Annotated in this window: 9 protein-coding genes and 4 pseudogenes; 6 read left to right on the top strand and 7 right to left on the bottom strand. The window is 66.7% G+C overall.

The features are described 5' to 3' along the window. Window positions 1-388: 388 nt before the first annotated feature. Complete coding sequence (locus D3880_RS22080) at window positions 389-1678, bottom strand: MFS transporter (protein WP_119895550.1); 1290 nt, start codon at window positions 1676-1678, stop codon at window positions 389-391. 274 nt (window positions 1679-1952) lie between these two features. On the opposite strand from D3880_RS22080, the gene D3880_RS22085 reads away from it, so the two are divergent. Further along, the gene (locus D3880_RS22085) at window positions 1953-2360 is read left to right on the top strand and encodes an acyl-CoA thioesterase (protein ID WP_119895551.1); all 408 of its coding nucleotides are present in this window, start codon (window positions 1953-1955) and stop codon (window positions 2358-2360) included. Window positions 2361-2411: 51 nt separating this feature from the next. Here the strand turns inward: D3880_RS22085 and D3880_RS22090 are convergent, their stop codons facing one another. The 4 genes from D3880_RS22090 to D3880_RS22105 are packed head-to-tail and all read right to left on the bottom strand — an operon-like array spanning window position 2412 to window position 6656. After that, window positions 2412-3608, bottom strand: coding sequence for an ABC transporter permease (locus D3880_RS22090; protein WP_119895552.1), 1197 nt, complete (start codon window positions 3606-3608; stop codon window positions 2412-2414). Continuing rightward, a complete protein-coding gene (locus D3880_RS22095) occupies window positions 3608-4819 on the bottom strand; it encodes an ABC transporter permease (RefSeq protein ID WP_119895553.1) in 1212 nt (403 codons plus the stop codon). Before D3880_RS22095 ends, D3880_RS22090 begins: the two co-directional genes overlap by 1 nt. Beyond that, window positions 4819-5502: an ABC transporter ATP-binding protein gene (locus tag D3880_RS22100; RefSeq protein ID WP_119895554.1), complete on the bottom strand. Its 684-nt coding sequence runs from the start codon at window positions 5500-5502 to the stop codon at window positions 4819-4821. Before D3880_RS22100 ends, D3880_RS22095 begins: the two co-directional genes overlap by 1 nt. Beyond that, a complete protein-coding gene (locus tag D3880_RS22105) occupies window positions 5499-6656 on the bottom strand; it encodes an efflux RND transporter periplasmic adaptor subunit (protein ID WP_119895555.1) in 1158 nt (385 codons plus the stop codon). Before D3880_RS22105 ends, D3880_RS22100 begins: the two co-directional genes overlap by 4 nt. Before the next feature lie 408 nt (window positions 6657-7064). Here D3880_RS22105 and D3880_RS22110 point away from each other — a divergent pair, with 408 nt between their 5' ends. Together D3880_RS22110 and D3880_RS22115 are read left to right on the top strand one after the other, a co-directional pair. Beyond that, window positions 7065-7979, top strand: a complete 915-nt coding sequence (locus tag D3880_RS22110) for a D-hexose-6-phosphate mutarotase (protein ID WP_119895556.1) — start codon at window positions 7065-7067, stop codon at window positions 7977-7979. A 203-nt stretch (window positions 7980-8182) separates the two neighbouring features. After that, window positions 8183-9523, top strand: a complete 1341-nt coding sequence (locus D3880_RS22115; protein ID WP_119895557.1) for a tetratricopeptide repeat protein — start codon at window positions 8183-8185, stop codon at window positions 9521-9523. Window positions 9524-9530: 7 nt separating this feature from the next. Here the strand turns inward: D3880_RS22115 and D3880_RS22120 are convergent, their stop codons facing one another. Together D3880_RS22120 and D3880_RS22125 are read right to left on the bottom strand one after the other, a co-directional pair. Beyond that, the gene (locus tag D3880_RS22120) at window positions 9531-10019 is read right to left on the bottom strand and encodes a gamma-glutamylcyclotransferase (protein WP_338014448.1); all 489 of its coding nucleotides are present in this window, start codon (window positions 10017-10019) and stop codon (window positions 9531-9533) included. After that, window positions 9938-10306, bottom strand: a pseudogene (locus tag D3880_RS22125) (transposase); the annotation flags it as partial. The gene D3880_RS22120 and the pseudogene D3880_RS22125, both read right to left, overlap by 82 nt. Here D3880_RS22125 and tssM point away from each other — a divergent pair. The 3 pseudogenes from tssM to D3880_RS22140 form a co-directional block, all read left to right on the top strand. Beyond that, window positions 10294-13278, top strand: a pseudogene (gene tssM / locus D3880_RS22130) (type VI secretion system membrane subunit TssM); the annotation flags it as partial. The pseudogenes D3880_RS22125 and tssM sit on opposite strands and share 13 nt — an antisense overlap. Continuing rightward, window positions 13278-13906 (top strand): annotated as a pseudogene (locus D3880_RS22135) (PP2C family protein-serine/threonine phosphatase). The pseudogenes tssM and D3880_RS22135, both read left to right, overlap by 1 nt. Next, window positions 13903-14893 (top strand): annotated as a pseudogene (locus tag D3880_RS22140) (serine/threonine-protein kinase). The pseudogenes D3880_RS22135 and D3880_RS22140 overlap by 4 nt, the downstream one beginning before the upstream one ends. Window positions 14894-14957 lie beyond the last annotated feature (64 nt).

A 14957-nucleotide genomic window follows, 5' to 3' on the forward strand; every position in this document is an offset into this window, starting at 1 on the left:
CCTGCGCGCAAGCCGGGTTCCCCGCAAGGGGCCGGCGCGCCACGTAACCCAGCGGCGGCAGATCGCGCCGGTGATGGATTCGCGGCGCTTAGAGCCTGTTTACGATCTCGCGAGCTAGAGCCATTTTTAAGGCTCTGTCCCAGTTACCTGTTGGAGATGTCGTAGCCCGGATGCAATCCGCGGTGCCGCATCCCCTGCCCCTGTGGGCTGTCAGCACATGCCGAACCTGTAGGAGCGAATTCATTCGCGAAAGGGTTGGCACCGCCTTTATCCCGGGTTCGCGGATAAATCCGCGCCTACCAAAAGCACCGACCCGTGCAACCCGTAACTGGGACATTGCCATTTTTAACGCCGTATGGCCGACGCGCAGCAGATCGTAAACAAGCCCTTAGCGCCGCTGGCTGAGCAGATACAGGCCGACCAGCAGGCCCAGGCCGCACAACGCCGCCACGTAATAGGCCGGGCCCAACGGGTCGGCCTTGAGCAGCAGGGTCACGACCATCGGCGTCAGGCCGCCGAAGATGGCATAGGCCAGGTTGTAGGAGAACGACAGCCCGGAGAAGCGCACCACCGCCGGGAAGGCGTTGACCATCACATAGGGCACCGCGCCGATCACGCCGACGCACAGGCCGGTCAGCGCATACAGCGGGAACAGCCAGTCCGGGTGCGCCGCGAGGCTGCTGTAGAAGGTCCAGGACACCGCCGCCAGCAGCAGGCTGCCGACCAGTAACACGCGCCCGGCGCCGAAACGGTCGGCCAGTGCGCCGGCGGCGACGCAGCCGAAGCTGAGGAAGACGATGGCCAGGCTGTTGGCCTTGAGCGCGGTGGCGGCGGCGAAACCGTACTGCGTCTGCAGCAGGGTCGGGGTCATCAGGATCACCACCACGATGCCGGCGGTCAGCACCCAGGTCAGCAGCATCGACAGCAGCACCGCCGCGCGATGCTCGCGCACCACCGTCTTCAGCGGCAGCTCCTCGGCCAGCGCCTTGCGCAGCTGCAGCTCGGCGAACACCGGCGTCTCGTGCAGCCACTGGCGCAGGTAGACGGCCAGCAGGCCGAACACCCCGCCGAGCAGGAACGGCAGACGCCAGGCCCAGGCGAGCACTTCTTCGGCGGAATAGATGCTGTTGATCAGCGTCGCCATCAGCGAGCCGAGCAGGATGCCGGCGGTCAGCCCCGCGGTCAGGGTGCCGCAGGCGTAGCCGACATGCCGGGTCGGCACATGCTCGGAAACGAACACCCAGGCGCCCGGCACCTCGCCGCCGATCGCCGCGCCCTGAATCACCCGCAGCGACAGCAGCATGATCGGCGCCCAGATGCCGATCTGCGCGTAGGTCGGCAGCAAGCCCATCAACAGGGTCGGCACCGCCATCAGGAAGATGCTCAGGGTGAACATGCGCTTGCGCCCGAGCAGGTCGCCGAAATGCGCCATGACGATGCCGCCCAGCGGCCGCGCCAGGTAGCCGGCGGCGAAGATGCCGAAGGTCTGCAGCTGGCGCAGCCATTCGGGCATGTCGGCGGGGAAGAACAGCTTGCCGACCACCGCGGCGAAGAACACGAAGATGATGAAGTCGTAGAACTCCAGCGCGCCGCCGAGGGCGGACAGCGACAGGGTCTTGTAGTCGTTACGGGTCAGTGGGCGCGCGCTGGGCACGGCGCTGAGAGACGCGGATGACATGGTGGCGGCTTTCTCATTATTTAAGGGGGCGCGGCAGGTGGCGCACGATAGCAAATTGCTCACGCCGACACAGCCTGCGCGCCCCGGCCGGTCGAATGTGGAACCGAACGGTCGTCGCCCGCCGCAAGCCCCGATATACTGCGCCCTGAACCTCGACAACCGCGGACCAGCTCCCAGTTAGAGCGGCCGGGGGTATGCAGTCCACATCACGGTGCGGGTCGCCGTCTTGCCCGTAGGCCGACCATCACGCCCAACCAGTAAGAGGCCCCTCGGCATGATCGAACACGAAGAAGAAGAAAACCTCACGCCACTGGGCGACCTCGCCTTGCAGATCACCGCCCTGCCGCGCGAAACCAACGGCTTCGGCGATATCTACGGCGGCTGGCTGGTGTCGCAGATGGACCTCGCCGGCACTGCCATGGCCAGCAAGGTCGCCGGCGGCCGGGTGTCCACCGTGGCCATCGACCGCATGGCCTTCCTGGTGCCGGTCGCGGTCGGCGCGCAACTGTCGTTCTACACCCAAACCCTGCAGGTCGGCCGCAGCTCGATCCAGATGCTGGTCGAAGTGTGGAGCGACGACCCGCTGTCCAGTGAGCAGCGCAAGGTCACCGAAGCGGTGTTCGTCTTCGTCGCCATCGACGGCAGCGGCCGCACCCGCCCCGTCCCGCCGCGGCGCGGCTAAAAAAGCACAGAAACGCCGGCAGACGCCGGCGTTTCTGCCTGAGCCGCCCGCCTATTCGCTGCGCAACGCCTCCACCGGCCGCAACCGCGCCGCCCGCCGCGCCGGCGCCAGGCCGGCGGCCACGCCCACCAGTGCCGCCAACAGCAAGGCCAGCAGCACCAGCGCCGGGCTCAGGCGCAGCGGCAGACCCGGCGCCAGCTCCTGCAGGGTCACCAACAGCAGCCCCACCAACCCCAGGCCGAGCAGCCCGCCGAGCAGGGACAACAGCGTCGCCTCGGCGAGGAACAGTCCCAGCACCTGCCGCGGCGCGGCGCCAATGGCGCGCAGCAGGCCAATCTCCGCGCTGCGCTCGCCCACCGTGGTGGTCATGATGGTGAGGATGCCCACCGCCCCCACCAGCAGCGAGATGCCACCCAGTGCCGCGATCCCCAGGGTCAGGGTGGCGAGGATGCGGTTCAGGCTGCCGAGCAAGTCGTCCTGCGAGGTGAGGCTGAAGTCCTCGCGGCCGTGCCGCTCCACCAGCAGTCGACGCACCCGCTCGGCGAAGGGCGCCGCGCGGGTGCCGGTATCGAACAGCACATGGACCTTCACCAGGCCGTTGCGGTTGAACAGGCTCTCGGCCCAGTCCACCGGAATGTAGGCGATGTCGTCGAGGTCGAAGCCGAGCAGGTTGCCCTTGCGCCCCATCACCCCGATCACCCGGAAGCGCGTGCCGCCGACCCGCACCAGGGCGCCCAGCGGGTTGGCCGTGCCGAACAGCTCCTCGCGCAGTTTGTGGCCGAGCACCACGTAGGGCGGCGAACGGCCGTCGCGCGGCGCCGGCAGGAACTGCCCGAGGGCCATCCGCACCTGCCAGGCCGTGGCCAGCTGATGACCGCTGCCGAGGATGTCGACGCGCCGGTTCAGGGCGCCGCTGTGGATATCGCCGTTACCTTGGATGATCGGCACCACCGCCTCGACATGCGGCAGCCGGCGCAGCGCCTCGGCATCGGCGATGGCCAGCGGCCTGACGCTGGCGAGCAGGCCGCCGAGGCCGGCGGTGTGGATCTTGCCCGGACGCACCGTGACCACCCGCGTGCCGAACTGGGCGAAGCTCTCCAAGACGTAGCCGCGCAGGCCCTCGCCGATGGCGGTGAGGATGGCCACCGCGGCGATGCCGACGGCTACCCCAAGCAGGGTCAGCAGGCTGCGCAGCGGCTGGCTGGTCAGCGCCGAGCCGGTCAGCCGCAAGCCGTCCTGCCAGCGCATCAATGGCTCCCCGCCGGCTGCAGTGCCTGCACCGGCCGCAGCGCCGCGGCATGGCTGGCCGGCAGCCAGGCGAACAGCAGCGCAGCGCCCAGGGCCAGCGCCAGGGCGCTGCAGCGAGCCCACCAGGGCGCGTACAGCGGCAGGTCGCTGGCCAGCCGCCCCAGCCACAACAGGCTTTCGCCCAGCAGCAGGCCCGCGCCGGCGCCCAGCAACGCCAGCAGCGCCGCCTCGCCGAGAAACAGCAGGCGTACCTGCGCCGCGCTGGCGCCGATGGCCTTGAGCAGGCCGATCTCGGCGGTACGCTGCAGCACCGCGACCCAGGTGACATTCATGATCAGGATGCCGGCCACCACCAGGCTGATGGCGGCGATGCCGGCCAGGGCCAGGGTCAGGGCCCGGAGGATGCCGTCGCTGGCGGCGAGCAGCGAGTCCTGGCTGAGCAGGGTGACGTCCTCCTCGCCCTCGTGGCGCGCCGTCAGGGTCGCCAGCACCTGGCGCCGGGCACTCGCGAGGAAGCCCGGTCCGCGCACCTCGACGAACACCCGCTGCAGCCCCGCGCGGTTGAACAGCGCCTCGGCGCTGGCCACCGGAATGATCAGCGCCTCGGCGAAATCCATGCCGAGGGATTCGCCGCGGTCGGCGAGGATGCCCACCACCCGCAAGCGCCGGTCGCCGGCCCGCAGCCACTGGCCGAGGGCCGGGGCGCTGCCGAACAGCTCGGCGCGCAAGCGGCTGCCGAGCACGCAGACATCCTCCGCCTGCCCCGCCGCCAACTCCGGCAGCGCCTGCCCCTGGGCGAGGCGCAGCTGGCGGATGGCAAAGAAGGCGCGGGTGGTGCCGAGGGTCAGCGCCTCACGGCTGCGATTGCCCTGGCTGACCTGCAGTTGCCCGGCGTGCAGCGGTGCCACCCGGCGGATCGCCGGCAGCCGGGCGATGGCCGCAGCGTCGCCCAGGGTCAGGTCGCGCGGTGCCATGCCGGTGATCGGCGGCATGCCGCCGGTGGTTTCATTGCGCCCAGGGAGGACGATCAGGATATTGCGCCCGAGCAGGGAGAACTCGCCGAGGACGAAGGCCCGCACACCCTCGCCGAGGCCGCTGAGCAGGGTCACCGCCAGCACGCCGATGCCGATCGCCAGCAGCAGCATGACGCTGCGCGAGCGATGCCCGCGCAGGGCGCCGAGCCACAGCCGGCAGGCGTCCCCGGCGCGCATCAGGCGGCTCCCTGGCGCCTGTCGCTGAGGATGCGCCCGTCGCGCAGCTGCAGCTGGCGGTGGGCACGGGCGGCGTGCTGGGCATCGTGGGTGACCAGGATCAGGGTCAGCCCCTCAGCATTCAACTCCTCCAGCAGCGCCACCACTTCGGCACCGGACTGACTGTCGAGATTGCCGGTGGGCTCGTCGGCCAGCAGCAGCGCCGGCTGCATGACCATCGCCCGGGCGATGGCCACCCGCTGGCGCTGGCCGCCGGAGAGCTCGGCGGGGCGATGGCGCAGGCGCTCGCCGAGGCCCAGGCGCTCCGCCAGGCGCAGGCTGCGGCGGCGCCGCTCGGCCGGCACCAGGCCGGCCAGGAGCATGGGCAGCTCGATGTTCTCCAGTGCCGTCAGCCGCGGGATCAAGTGGAAGGCCTGGAACACGAAGCCGATCTGCCGGCTGCGCAGGCTGGCCCGGCGCTCCTCGCTGAGGCCCGCGGTCGGCTCGGCATTCAGCCAGAACTCGCCGGCGTCCGGCGCATCCAGCAGGCCGAGAATGTTGAGCAGGGTCGACTTACCCGAGCCCGAGGCCCCGGTGATCGCCAGGTACTCGCCGTCCGCCACTTCCAGATCGAGCGCATCGAGGCCGCGGACCTGCTGGTCGCCCAGCTGGAAGCAACGGCTCACCTGGCGCAGGCGGATCATCGCGGCGACTCCGCGGCGCCGCCCGCTTGCGGGCTCACCAGGCGACCATCCGCGAGGCCTTCCTGGTCCAGGCTGGCGGTAACCCGGTCGCCGACCTGCAGGCCGCCGGTCACCTCGCTCCAGCGCCAGTTGGCCAGGCCGACCTCGACCTGCTGCTCGCGCAGATGACCGCTGGCGGGGTCGTAGCGCAGCACCCGGCCGCCCTCCAGCAGGCTCTCGGTGGGCACCCGCAGGGCCTGCGGGCGTTGCGCCAGGAGGATCTCCACATCGGCGCTGTAGCCGCTGAGCAGCACCAGCTCCGGCGTCAGCCGTTCGAAGCGCACCTCGATGTCGACGGTGCGCGCCTGCTTCTCCAACTCGCGCACGAAGGGTGCGATGCGGCTGACCCGGCCGTCGAAACTGCGACCCCGAAAGGCATCCAAGCTGATGCGCACCGGCATCCCGGGACGCACCAGGGCGGCATCCACCTCATCGATAGGCGCCTCGACATACAGGCACTGGTCATCGATCAGGTCGACCGCCGGTGGCGTCGGGATGCCCGGCGGCGACGGGGTAACGAACTCGCCGAGTTCGCCGTTGATCTCCGCGACTATGCCGGCGAAGGGCGCCCGCAGGGTCGCCTGGTCGAGCTGCGAGTGCTGCAGCGCCAGGCTGGCCTCGGCCTCGCGGATCTTCGCCGCGCCGCCCGTGCACAGCAGCTGTGACAGCCGGGCGCGGGTTGCGCTCTGGTCCAGCAGGTCCTCCGAGGCCAGCCGGCGTTCGGCCAGGTGACGCAGGCGCTTGAGATCGCGCTGGTCCTGGCTGGCCTGCTGGCAGCTTTGCTCGCGCTGGCTGCGCTGCGCATCGAGCCGCGCCTGGGCCTCGGCGACCCGCGCCTCCAGGTCGTCCTGACGCAGGCGCATCAGCACAGCGCCGGCCTCCACCCGCTGGCCTTCCTGGATCAGCAGCTCGCTCACCTGGCCCCCGCGATTGAACGACAGATGCGAGCGCCGACAGGCCTTGACGGTGCCCGCCCGGGTGTTGGCGACCAGGGTTTCCACCGGGCCTGGAGCCACCTCCACCAACTGCACCGGCAGGGGTTGCGGACGCTTCCAAAAGCCGAGCAAAGCCATCAAAACGGCTAAAATAGGAATAATTATCAATAGCTTGCGCATGTTGGCGGGCTCCACTCGCGAGCGGTCACCTGAGTCTAGGCCAGCCCGGCGCGCTGCCAGCCCGCCCATCTGCCAGTCGTCGACTCAGGCCCCGTGCGGGTGGCCCGCCGATGTTCCCAAGGGGGGGCCCCAGCCCCCGAAAATCAAGGTCTTAGCCTCGCCGCGGGGGACCTGCGACTAAAGTCTGGACTCGGTCGAAATCGTCAATTAACCGACGAGTGGCGTGCGAACGAGCACATAAGTAACACTCGCGTCAACTTGTCGGCGAAATATGCCGCGCCGCGCCACCTATGGGCCCAGACCTGGGCGAAAACAGCGAATAGCACTTGCCGCACCCGCCCTGCTGGTTCGAAATAGCAACTGGCGCCCGAGCGCTCTCAACCCGGCCACAGCCAGCGGAGACCAGCGATGTACGACGAAACCCTGCCCACCGTGGACCAGCTACAGCTTGGCGAATTGGCCTGCTGGCGCGTGCATACCCGCCATGCCGAACTGCTGGTGGCGCAACAAGGCGCGCAGGTATTGAGCTACCAGCCCCACGGCCAGGAGCCGTTGATCTGGCTCAGCGAGCAGGCCGACTACCAGCCCGGCCAGTCCGTGCGCGGCGGCGTGCCAGTGTGCTGGCCCTGGTTCGGCGACCTCAAACGCAACCCCGCCACCCTCCAGGCGCTCTATCACGGCAGCGCGCCGGCGCCGGCCCACGGCCTAGTGCGCGGCCTCGACTGGGAACTGCTCGGCATCGACACCGAGGACTCCGCCGTCAACCTTCGCTTCGCCTGCCTGCAGCCCGAAGCGGGCCTGCCCGGCTGGCCGCACGCGGTCGACCTGCAGCTGCACATCCAGCTCGACGAGCGCCTGTGCCTGACGCTCAGCAGCCACAACCGCGGCGACCAGCCCATCGTCCTCAGCCAGGCCCTGCACACCTACTTCGCCGTCAGCGACATCCACCAGACCCGCGTCAGCGGCCTGGCCGGCAGCCGCTACATCGAAACCCTCGAAGGCTGGCAGGAGCGCCAACAGGCCGGCGACCTAAAATTCCACGGCGAAACCGACCGCATCTACCTCGACACCCCCGCCCGCCTGAGCATCCTCGACCCCGGCTGGCAGCGACAGATCCACCTCGAGGCCAGCGGCTCGCGTTCGGCTGTGGTCTGGAACCCCTGGATCGACAAGGCGCAACGCCTGTCGCAATTCGCCAGCGACGCCTGGCAAGGCATGCTCTGCATCGAAACCGCCAACGTCCTCGATGACGTACTGCACCTGGCGCCCAACGAGCAGAAGAGCCTGGCGGTTAGTTTGTGGGCGGAGCCTTTGCAGGAGTAATTCCTGCCCTTAATGAAGGTTTGCTCTTTCTAACTAGTGACACATTCGTCATAGAAACCAGAATGCGGTGACAGCTAACGGGCCAGAAGCAGCCATTCACGTTTCGTCGGAAAAGTGTCTCTGAGCCAAGTTCGGGGGGACAATCGAGAGCGATCTTCACATCTCGATCATGTATGCCCTTAGGGCGTGGTCAGGAGGAAACCATGAGCAAACGCGACAAGCGTGGCAATCCTGTTTCCTATGACTCGCAGGAGGCAATCGATGCTCTGGATAGAGCTTGCGACTTGCTGCATGCCTACCAGGCCGATCCTCTGGCTGCGGCTGACAAAATTATCGCGGAGCACCCGGATTTTGCGCTGGCCTACGCCTTTCGTGCTGGCGCGATTGCGACTGCGACCGACAAAGCGTTTGACTCAGAGCTGTTCAAGAGCTTGGACGCGGCAGAGCGGTTGGCACCGAAAGCGAATGATCGCGAGCGGCAGCATATCCATGCAGTACGCGCTTGGTTCGACGGCGACTGGGAGCGGGCAATCGCAAACTGGGGGCGTGTTTCGATTGAGCACCCCCGCGATCTGCTGGCACTGCAATACGCCCATTTGGGCGACTTCTATCTAGGTTACTCGCACATGCTACGTGATCGCGTGGCTCGTGTGATGCCGCGCTGGGATAACGACGTTCCTGGCTTTGGCTTTGTGAAAGGGATGTATGCCTTTGGCCTGGAAGAGGCAGGGGATTACCGGCAGGCCGAAGAGCAGGGTCGCGAGGCTGTTGCCTTGAACCCGCAGGATGGTTGGGCAGTGCATGCCGTCACTCATGTCATGGAAATGCAGGGCCGTAGCGAAGAGGGGGCTAAGTACCTTTCATCCAGCGCCAATGCTTGGGCTCCCAATAGCATGTTTGCCTTCCATTTGTGGTGGCACAAAGCGCTATTCCTCCTTGAGGCTAATGACGTGGCTGGCGCGCTTCGTCTCTTTGATGAGGACATTTCAGCGGGTGGATTTGGTCAAGCGCTTGAGCTACTTGATGGATCAGCGCTGCTCTGGAGACTCTCCCTGCTCGGTCATGACGTTGGAGATCGGTGGAAAGGACTGGCCAAAAAATGGGAGTCCCGTTGTGAAGACGGCTTCTACGCCTTTAACGACGTGAACGCGATGATGTCATTCGTGGGTTCTGGAAACAGTCGCGCACAAGCTCAGCAGTTGGATGCCCTGAAGCGGGCCGCTGCTGGCAGTGGTACCAACGCCATGATGAGTAGAGAGATTGGTGTGCCAGCGTGCGAAGGGTTGGTGGCGTTTGGTCGTGGGGATTACGCCCAAGCTATAGCGTCGTTGATGCCGCTACGCGCCAAAGCTAACCGCTTCGGCGGTAGTCACGCGCAGCGCGATGTCTTCTCATGGACGCTGACCGAAGCAGCTATTCGCCTTGGCAACCGCGCACTTGCCGAGGCACTGGTTGCCGAGCGCCTTGCATTAAAGCCTGAGAGCCCGATCAACCGCGCCTGGAAAATGCGCGCTGGTCAATTACAGTCGCTGCATGCGGGATAGCAGGAAGTCAATCAGCCGCGCACTGCGAAGGCGCGCCCGATCTCGTTTGCGACGAGGGATTGGAGGCGCCACATATTGCGATCATGAATTCCGTGCTGCTAAAGCATGGTGACGGTTCGCAGCAGGTATTGTGCAGCCGACCCCAGTGCCCCGCCGCGTGGGCGAGTATGTGGGCAACCTCGGGAAGCGGTAACTTCCCAGCATAAGCCCGTCCATTTCGGTCAGCGACAAAGGCCAGCGCGAGCAATGGGCCACTGTCGGTCTGTATCTTTATCCAACGTGGAATATTCGTCGGCGGGTTGGCATCAATCTCGCGGCGCATCAACAGATCAAGTTGCCCTCGGTGATCTTTTGACGGAAGCCTGTAAGCCATTCCGTGAGGGTGTGCAGAATTTTGTGTAACCGGGGTTGGGGTTACGGCTGTGACAGCCTGTCCTCGTAGCTGATCGTAAAGCGGGTCAGCGCCGCCTTCCAGTCGCGGATCGGCATCGTCCATTTCTTGCTGATGTTGCGCAGCGCCAAATAGAAGAGTTTCAGCAGCGCTTCGTCGCTGGGGAACGAGCCGCGGTTCTTGGTGATCTTGCGCAGGCTCATGTTCACCGATTCGATGGCATTGGTGGTGTAGATCACCTTGCGGATTTCCGGCGGGAAGTCGAAGAACGGCGTGATCCGTGCCCAGTTGCGCCGCCAGGATTGGCTTATCGGCAGATAGTCGTCCCACTTGGCCTCGAACTCGCCGAGGCGTAGTTCGGCTTCATCCGCCGTGGTGGATTGATACCGCCGGCCGCTACCTGACCCAGCCCGAGCCGCAGGTCGACGGCCGCGCCTGGGCCAGCCTGCTCGGCCTGCTGCGCCAGTCCCGCGCCCGCCCGCTCAACGGCGTGCTGGTGAATATTCCGATCGAGCAGCTGAAAAATGGCAACGAACGGGAGCTGGAGACCCTGTCCCGGCAGACCCGCCAGCGCCTGCAGGAGATCCACCAGCGCTTGGGCGCCGACCTGCCGGTCTACCTGGTGCTGAGCAAGGCCGACAAGTTGCTCGGTTTCGACGAGTCCTTCGACCAGCTGTCGCGCGAGGAAAGCGATCAAGTGCTCGGCGCCAGCTTCCGCAAGGAACAGGACGCCACCGACGCACGGGTGGTACGCCAGGAGCTCGAGGAACTGCTGCGTCGCCTCAATAGCCAGGTGATCCTGCGCATCCATCAGGAGCGCGATCCTCAGCGCCGTGGCCGCATCCTCGACTTCCCCCACCAGCTCGGGCAGATCGGCGAGCACCTGGGCCTGCTCATCGAGCTGGCCTTCGCCGGCAATCGCTATCAGCGCGCCAGCCAGTTGCGCGGCTTCTACCTGACCAGCGCACCGCAACTGGCGGCCACGCTCGACCCACTGACCGCCGGCATCGGCGACCGCATCGGTCTGCCGCGCAATGTCCTGCCGACCTTCCGCAGCGGCCGAGCGCGCTTCATCAACCAGTTGCTCGGCCGAGTGATTTTCCCCGAGGCCGAACTGGCCGGTCTGGACCAACGCGAAGTACGCCGCATCGACTGGGGCCAGCACGCCATGTACGCCACCGCCCTTGCCATGCTGGCGTTGTTCGGCGTGCTTTGGGCCACTGGCTTCTCGGCCAACCATGGGCGCCTGGAACAGCTGCGCGAGATCGCCCAGCAACTGAGCCGTCAGCATGACGCCATCGCCCCGCAAGACGACGCCCTGCAGACCCTCGAGGCGCTGGACAACAGCTATGCCGCGACCCGCGTGTTTCCGCCGGTGGGCGAGGTTTCCGCCCTGCAGCACAGCGGCCTGTACCAGGGCGAACGGGTCGACCCAACCCTGCACCGCAGCTACCGCAGCGAACTGGAAAACCTGCTGTTGCCCCGCGTGGCACACCAGCTGGAAGTGCGGATCCGTGCCAATCTGGGCGACCGCGAGCGCCTGCTCGACAGCCTGCGCGCCTATCTCATGCTCAATCTCGAGGAGCGCCGTGATGTGCGCTTCCTGCAGGAGTGGCTGGCCGCCGACTGGTCGCTGCGCTACCCCGGCAACAGCAGCGGCCAGCGTCGCCTGAATGAGCACTTCGGGCGCCTGCTGAGCGAGCCCTTCGCCCCCTACGCGCTGAATGCCCAGCTGGTGGCGCAGGCGCGGCAGGCGCTGCGCAGCGAATCCCAGGCCAACGTGGTCTACCGCATGCTCCGCGAGGAGGCCCTCAGCCTGCCGGACTACCGCCTGAGCGACAAGCTCGGCCCGCAGGGCGCAGTATTCGCCGGCGGCGACACCAGCATTCCTGGCCTCTACACCCAGCATGGCTATCAGCAGTACTTCGCCGCCCGGAGTGCCGGCCTGGTGCGCGAGCTGCTGCGCGACAACTGGGCACTCGGCGAGGGTGACGAGCTCAGCAGCGGCGACCTCAACGCCCTGCTAGTGGAAATGGAGCAACTGTACTTCCGCGATTACGCCAACTATTGGAGCGAGGCCATCGCCCAGCTGAGCCTGGAGCCGATCAGTAGCGTCGAGCAGGGCGCCGGGCAACTGAACGCGCTGACCGCGGCCAACTCACCGCTGCTCGCCCTGCTGGTGGAAGTGCGCGACAACACCCGCTTCCAGGGTCTGGCCGCAGCCACCGATGACATCGATGAAACTGCCAAAGCCCTGCAGGGCGCCAAGGGCCAGCTGGGCAAGGCCCCCAAACTGGCCGGCGCCACGGCTCAGCAAGTACAAGCGGCGCTGGTGCAGAACCTGCCGGACACTGCCCGTCAGGCCCTGGAACGCCGCTTCGCGCCGCTGCATCAATTGCTCGACGGCAGCGGCGGCCCCAGCGCCAATCTGGTCGCGGCCCTGCAGACACTCGACGCCCTGCAGCAGCAGCTCGCCGGCCTGGTCCATGCCAGCGCCCCGGAGCAAGCCGCCTTCGAACTGGCCAAGGCGCGCATGGGCGGTCAGCACGATGCCGTTAATCAGCTGCGCAGCAGCGCTGCACGGTTGCCGCCACCGCTTGCCGGCTGGCTCGGTCTACTCGCCGAAGACAGCTGGATGCTGGTGCTCAACGATGCCTACCAGTTCCTCAACCAGCGCTACCAGAGCGAGCTGTACGCCGCGTACAAGGGTTCGCTGAAGCAGCGCTACCCGTTCAGTGCGCACAGTGAGAGCGACGTGGCGCTCGCCGACTTCCGCGAGTTCTTCAAGCATCAGGGCATTGCCGAGCAGTTCTTCGACAGCTACCTGAAACCCTTTGTCAGCGGCAGCGCGGGCGACTACCAGCTGCGTCACATCGACGGACGCAGCCTGCCGCTGTCACGCGAATTTCTCGCCCAGATGGGCCAGGCGCAGGCCATTCGCCGCAGTTTCTTCGCCGAGAATCCGGTCGAGCCGTTGGTGCGCTTCAAGCTCGAACCCTATTCGCTGGATTCCAGCCTCGGTCGCGCCGACTTCCGTCTTGGCGACCAGCAGCTGGAATATCGTCACGGCCCTATCGCCCAGGCAGACTTCCGCTGGCCGGCGGAGGCCGGCGAAGGGCGTACCAGCTTGGTAGTGGAAGAGCTAGGGGGGCGTAGGGTCGGTATCGAGAAGAACAGCGGTCCGTGGTCGCTGTTCCGTCTGCTCGACCTGATGCAGACCGAGTACCACAGCGGCCGCGATGTGCTGATGGTCAAGGCCAACCTGGGCGGCCTACATGCCAATTACCTGCTGCATAGCCAGCGCGCGCCGAATCCCTTCGATATCGCCATGCTGCGCAACTTTAAGCTGCCGGCCAACCTGTGATGAACGTCGTCACCAGCCCCTGGCGCAGCGCCGCGCGCACGGACACCGGTAAGGTCAGGAGGCGCAACGAGGACGCCTTCCTCGACCTCCCGGAGCAGGGCCTGTGGGTGGTCGCCGATGGCATGGGCGGCCACCAAAACGGCGCCCTGGCCAGCCGCCTGATCGTCAAGCAGCTCGCCGAACTGCCCCATGACGGCGGTCTGGACCGGCGCCTGAATGGGCTCCGTCAGTGCCTGCATAGCCTCAATCGCCGCCTCGGCCAAGAGCTGACAGTCACCGCCGCTCGCCCGGACACCTTGATCGGCAGCACCGTGATCGCCCTTCTAGTGGAGGGCCAACGCGGTGTCTGCGTGTGGGCCGGCGACAGCCGCTGCTACCTGTCGCCCACGCGCTGACCCGCGCAGTGGGCGCCAGTGATCGACTGGTGCTGGATACCCTCGAGTTCAGCGTTTACCCCGGCGATACCCTGCTGCGGTGCAGCGATGGCCTGTATCAGAACCTAACGGCGGACAGCATCGGCGCCGCACTCGATCTGCCATCTGTTGGGCTGAGCCTGCAGCGCTTGTTCGCTCAGGCGCTCGACGGCCCGGCCCGCGACAACCTCAGCGCCGTGGTGATCCGCCTATGAGCGCACCAATAGAAGACCAGCTGCCGGCAGATGCGTCATCGAACCTGACCTACTTCGCCTTCGCCGCCGCTAGCAGTGCCGCACCCGCCGCAGGGACGACGGCTCGGCCGCTGGGGGAGCTGCCGAAGCTGCTATGCAACCGCTACAAGATCGAACGCCTGCTTGGCGTCGGCGGCATGGGCGCGGTCTACCGCGCGCGATCTGCTGCGTGAACAGTTCGGCGAGCCCGAGCCCTACGTGGCGCTGAAGACCTTGAGCGAGGACTTTGCCGAATATCCGGACGCCAATGCCCTGCTTTACAGCGAGTTCGCCCTCACCAGCCGCCTGCGTCACCCCCATGTGATCCAGCTGCATGCCTTCGAGGTTGGCCCGACCAGCCAGCGGGCCCTCCTCACCTTGGAACTGCTCAAGGGCTGCACCCTCGATCAACTGCTCAGCGCGCACCCGCGAGGCCTGCCCTGGGCCCTTGCCCGCGAGATCGCCGTGCCACTGCTGGAGGCGCTGACCCATGCCCATAGCCTCGGCGTGCTGCATGGCGACCTCAAGCCGAGCAATGTGATGCTCGGCGACCAGTGTTTGCGCCTGTTCGATTTCGGCCTCGGCCAGGCCGAGGAAAGCTGCCTGCCCGGTTTGCCGCGCCTGTGCCGCAGCCGCTTCGCCGCCTGGACCCCACGCTATGCTGCGCCGGAACTGCTGAACGGTGGACCGCTGAGCCGCGCGACGGATGTCTATGCCATTGCCTGTGTACTCTATGAGCTGTGCAGCGGGCAGCACCCGTTCCGCCGTCTCAGTGCCAAACAGGCCAAGGCCATGGAGCTGCTACCGACACCGCCCATGGCTCTGCCACAGCCGGCCTGGCAAGTGTTGCACCGCGGCCTGGACTTCAACCAGCACAGCCGTTGCTCGCTTACAGAGTTACTCAGCGTTTTCCGCGATACCCCGGCGTCTTCACGTCAGCGCCGCTGGTTCAAATTGCCCCACCGCTGAACCCGGCCAAGCCGCCCACTCGGCGTCGAATCACAGGCGTCCCGCCAGTTGTGGCCCGGCGTTG

It is taken from the genome of Pseudomonas cavernae, from assembly GCF_003595175.1.
Taxonomy (GTDB): Bacteria; Pseudomonadota; Gammaproteobacteria; order Pseudomonadales; family Pseudomonadaceae; genus Aquipseudomonas; species Aquipseudomonas cavernae.

Coding starts and splice junctions, on each gene's coding strand:
- D3880_RS22115 (WP_119895557.1), top strand. CDS start 8,183: ATGAGCAAACGCGACAAGCGTGGCAATCCTGTTTCCTATGACTCGCAG.
- D3880_RS22095 (WP_119895553.1), bottom strand. CDS start 4,819: ATGCGCGCCGGGGACGCCTGCCGGCTGTGGCTCGGCGCCCTGCGCGGG.
- D3880_RS22110 (WP_119895556.1), top strand. CDS start 7,065: ATGTACGACGAAACCCTGCCCACCGTGGACCAGCTACAGCTTGGCGAA.
- D3880_RS22105 (WP_119895555.1), bottom strand. CDS start 6,656: ATGCGCAAGCTATTGATAATTATTCCTATTTTAGCCGTTTTGATGGCT.
- D3880_RS22080 (WP_119895550.1), bottom strand. CDS start 1,678: ATGTCATCCGCGTCTCTCAGCGCCGTGCCCAGCGCGCGCCCACTGACC.
- D3880_RS22090 (WP_119895552.1), bottom strand. CDS start 3,608: ATGCGCTGGCAGGACGGCTTGCGGCTGACCGGCTCGGCGCTGACCAGC.
- D3880_RS22120 (WP_338014448.1), bottom strand. CDS start 10,019: ATGGACGATGCCGATCCGCGACTGGAAGGCGGCGCTGACCCGCTTTAC.
- D3880_RS22100 (WP_119895554.1), bottom strand. CDS start 5,502: ATGATCCGCCTGCGCCAGGTGAGCCGTTGCTTCCAGCTGGGCGACCAG.
- D3880_RS22085 (WP_119895551.1), top strand. CDS start 1,953: ATGATCGAACACGAAGAAGAAGAAAACCTCACGCCACTGGGCGACCTC.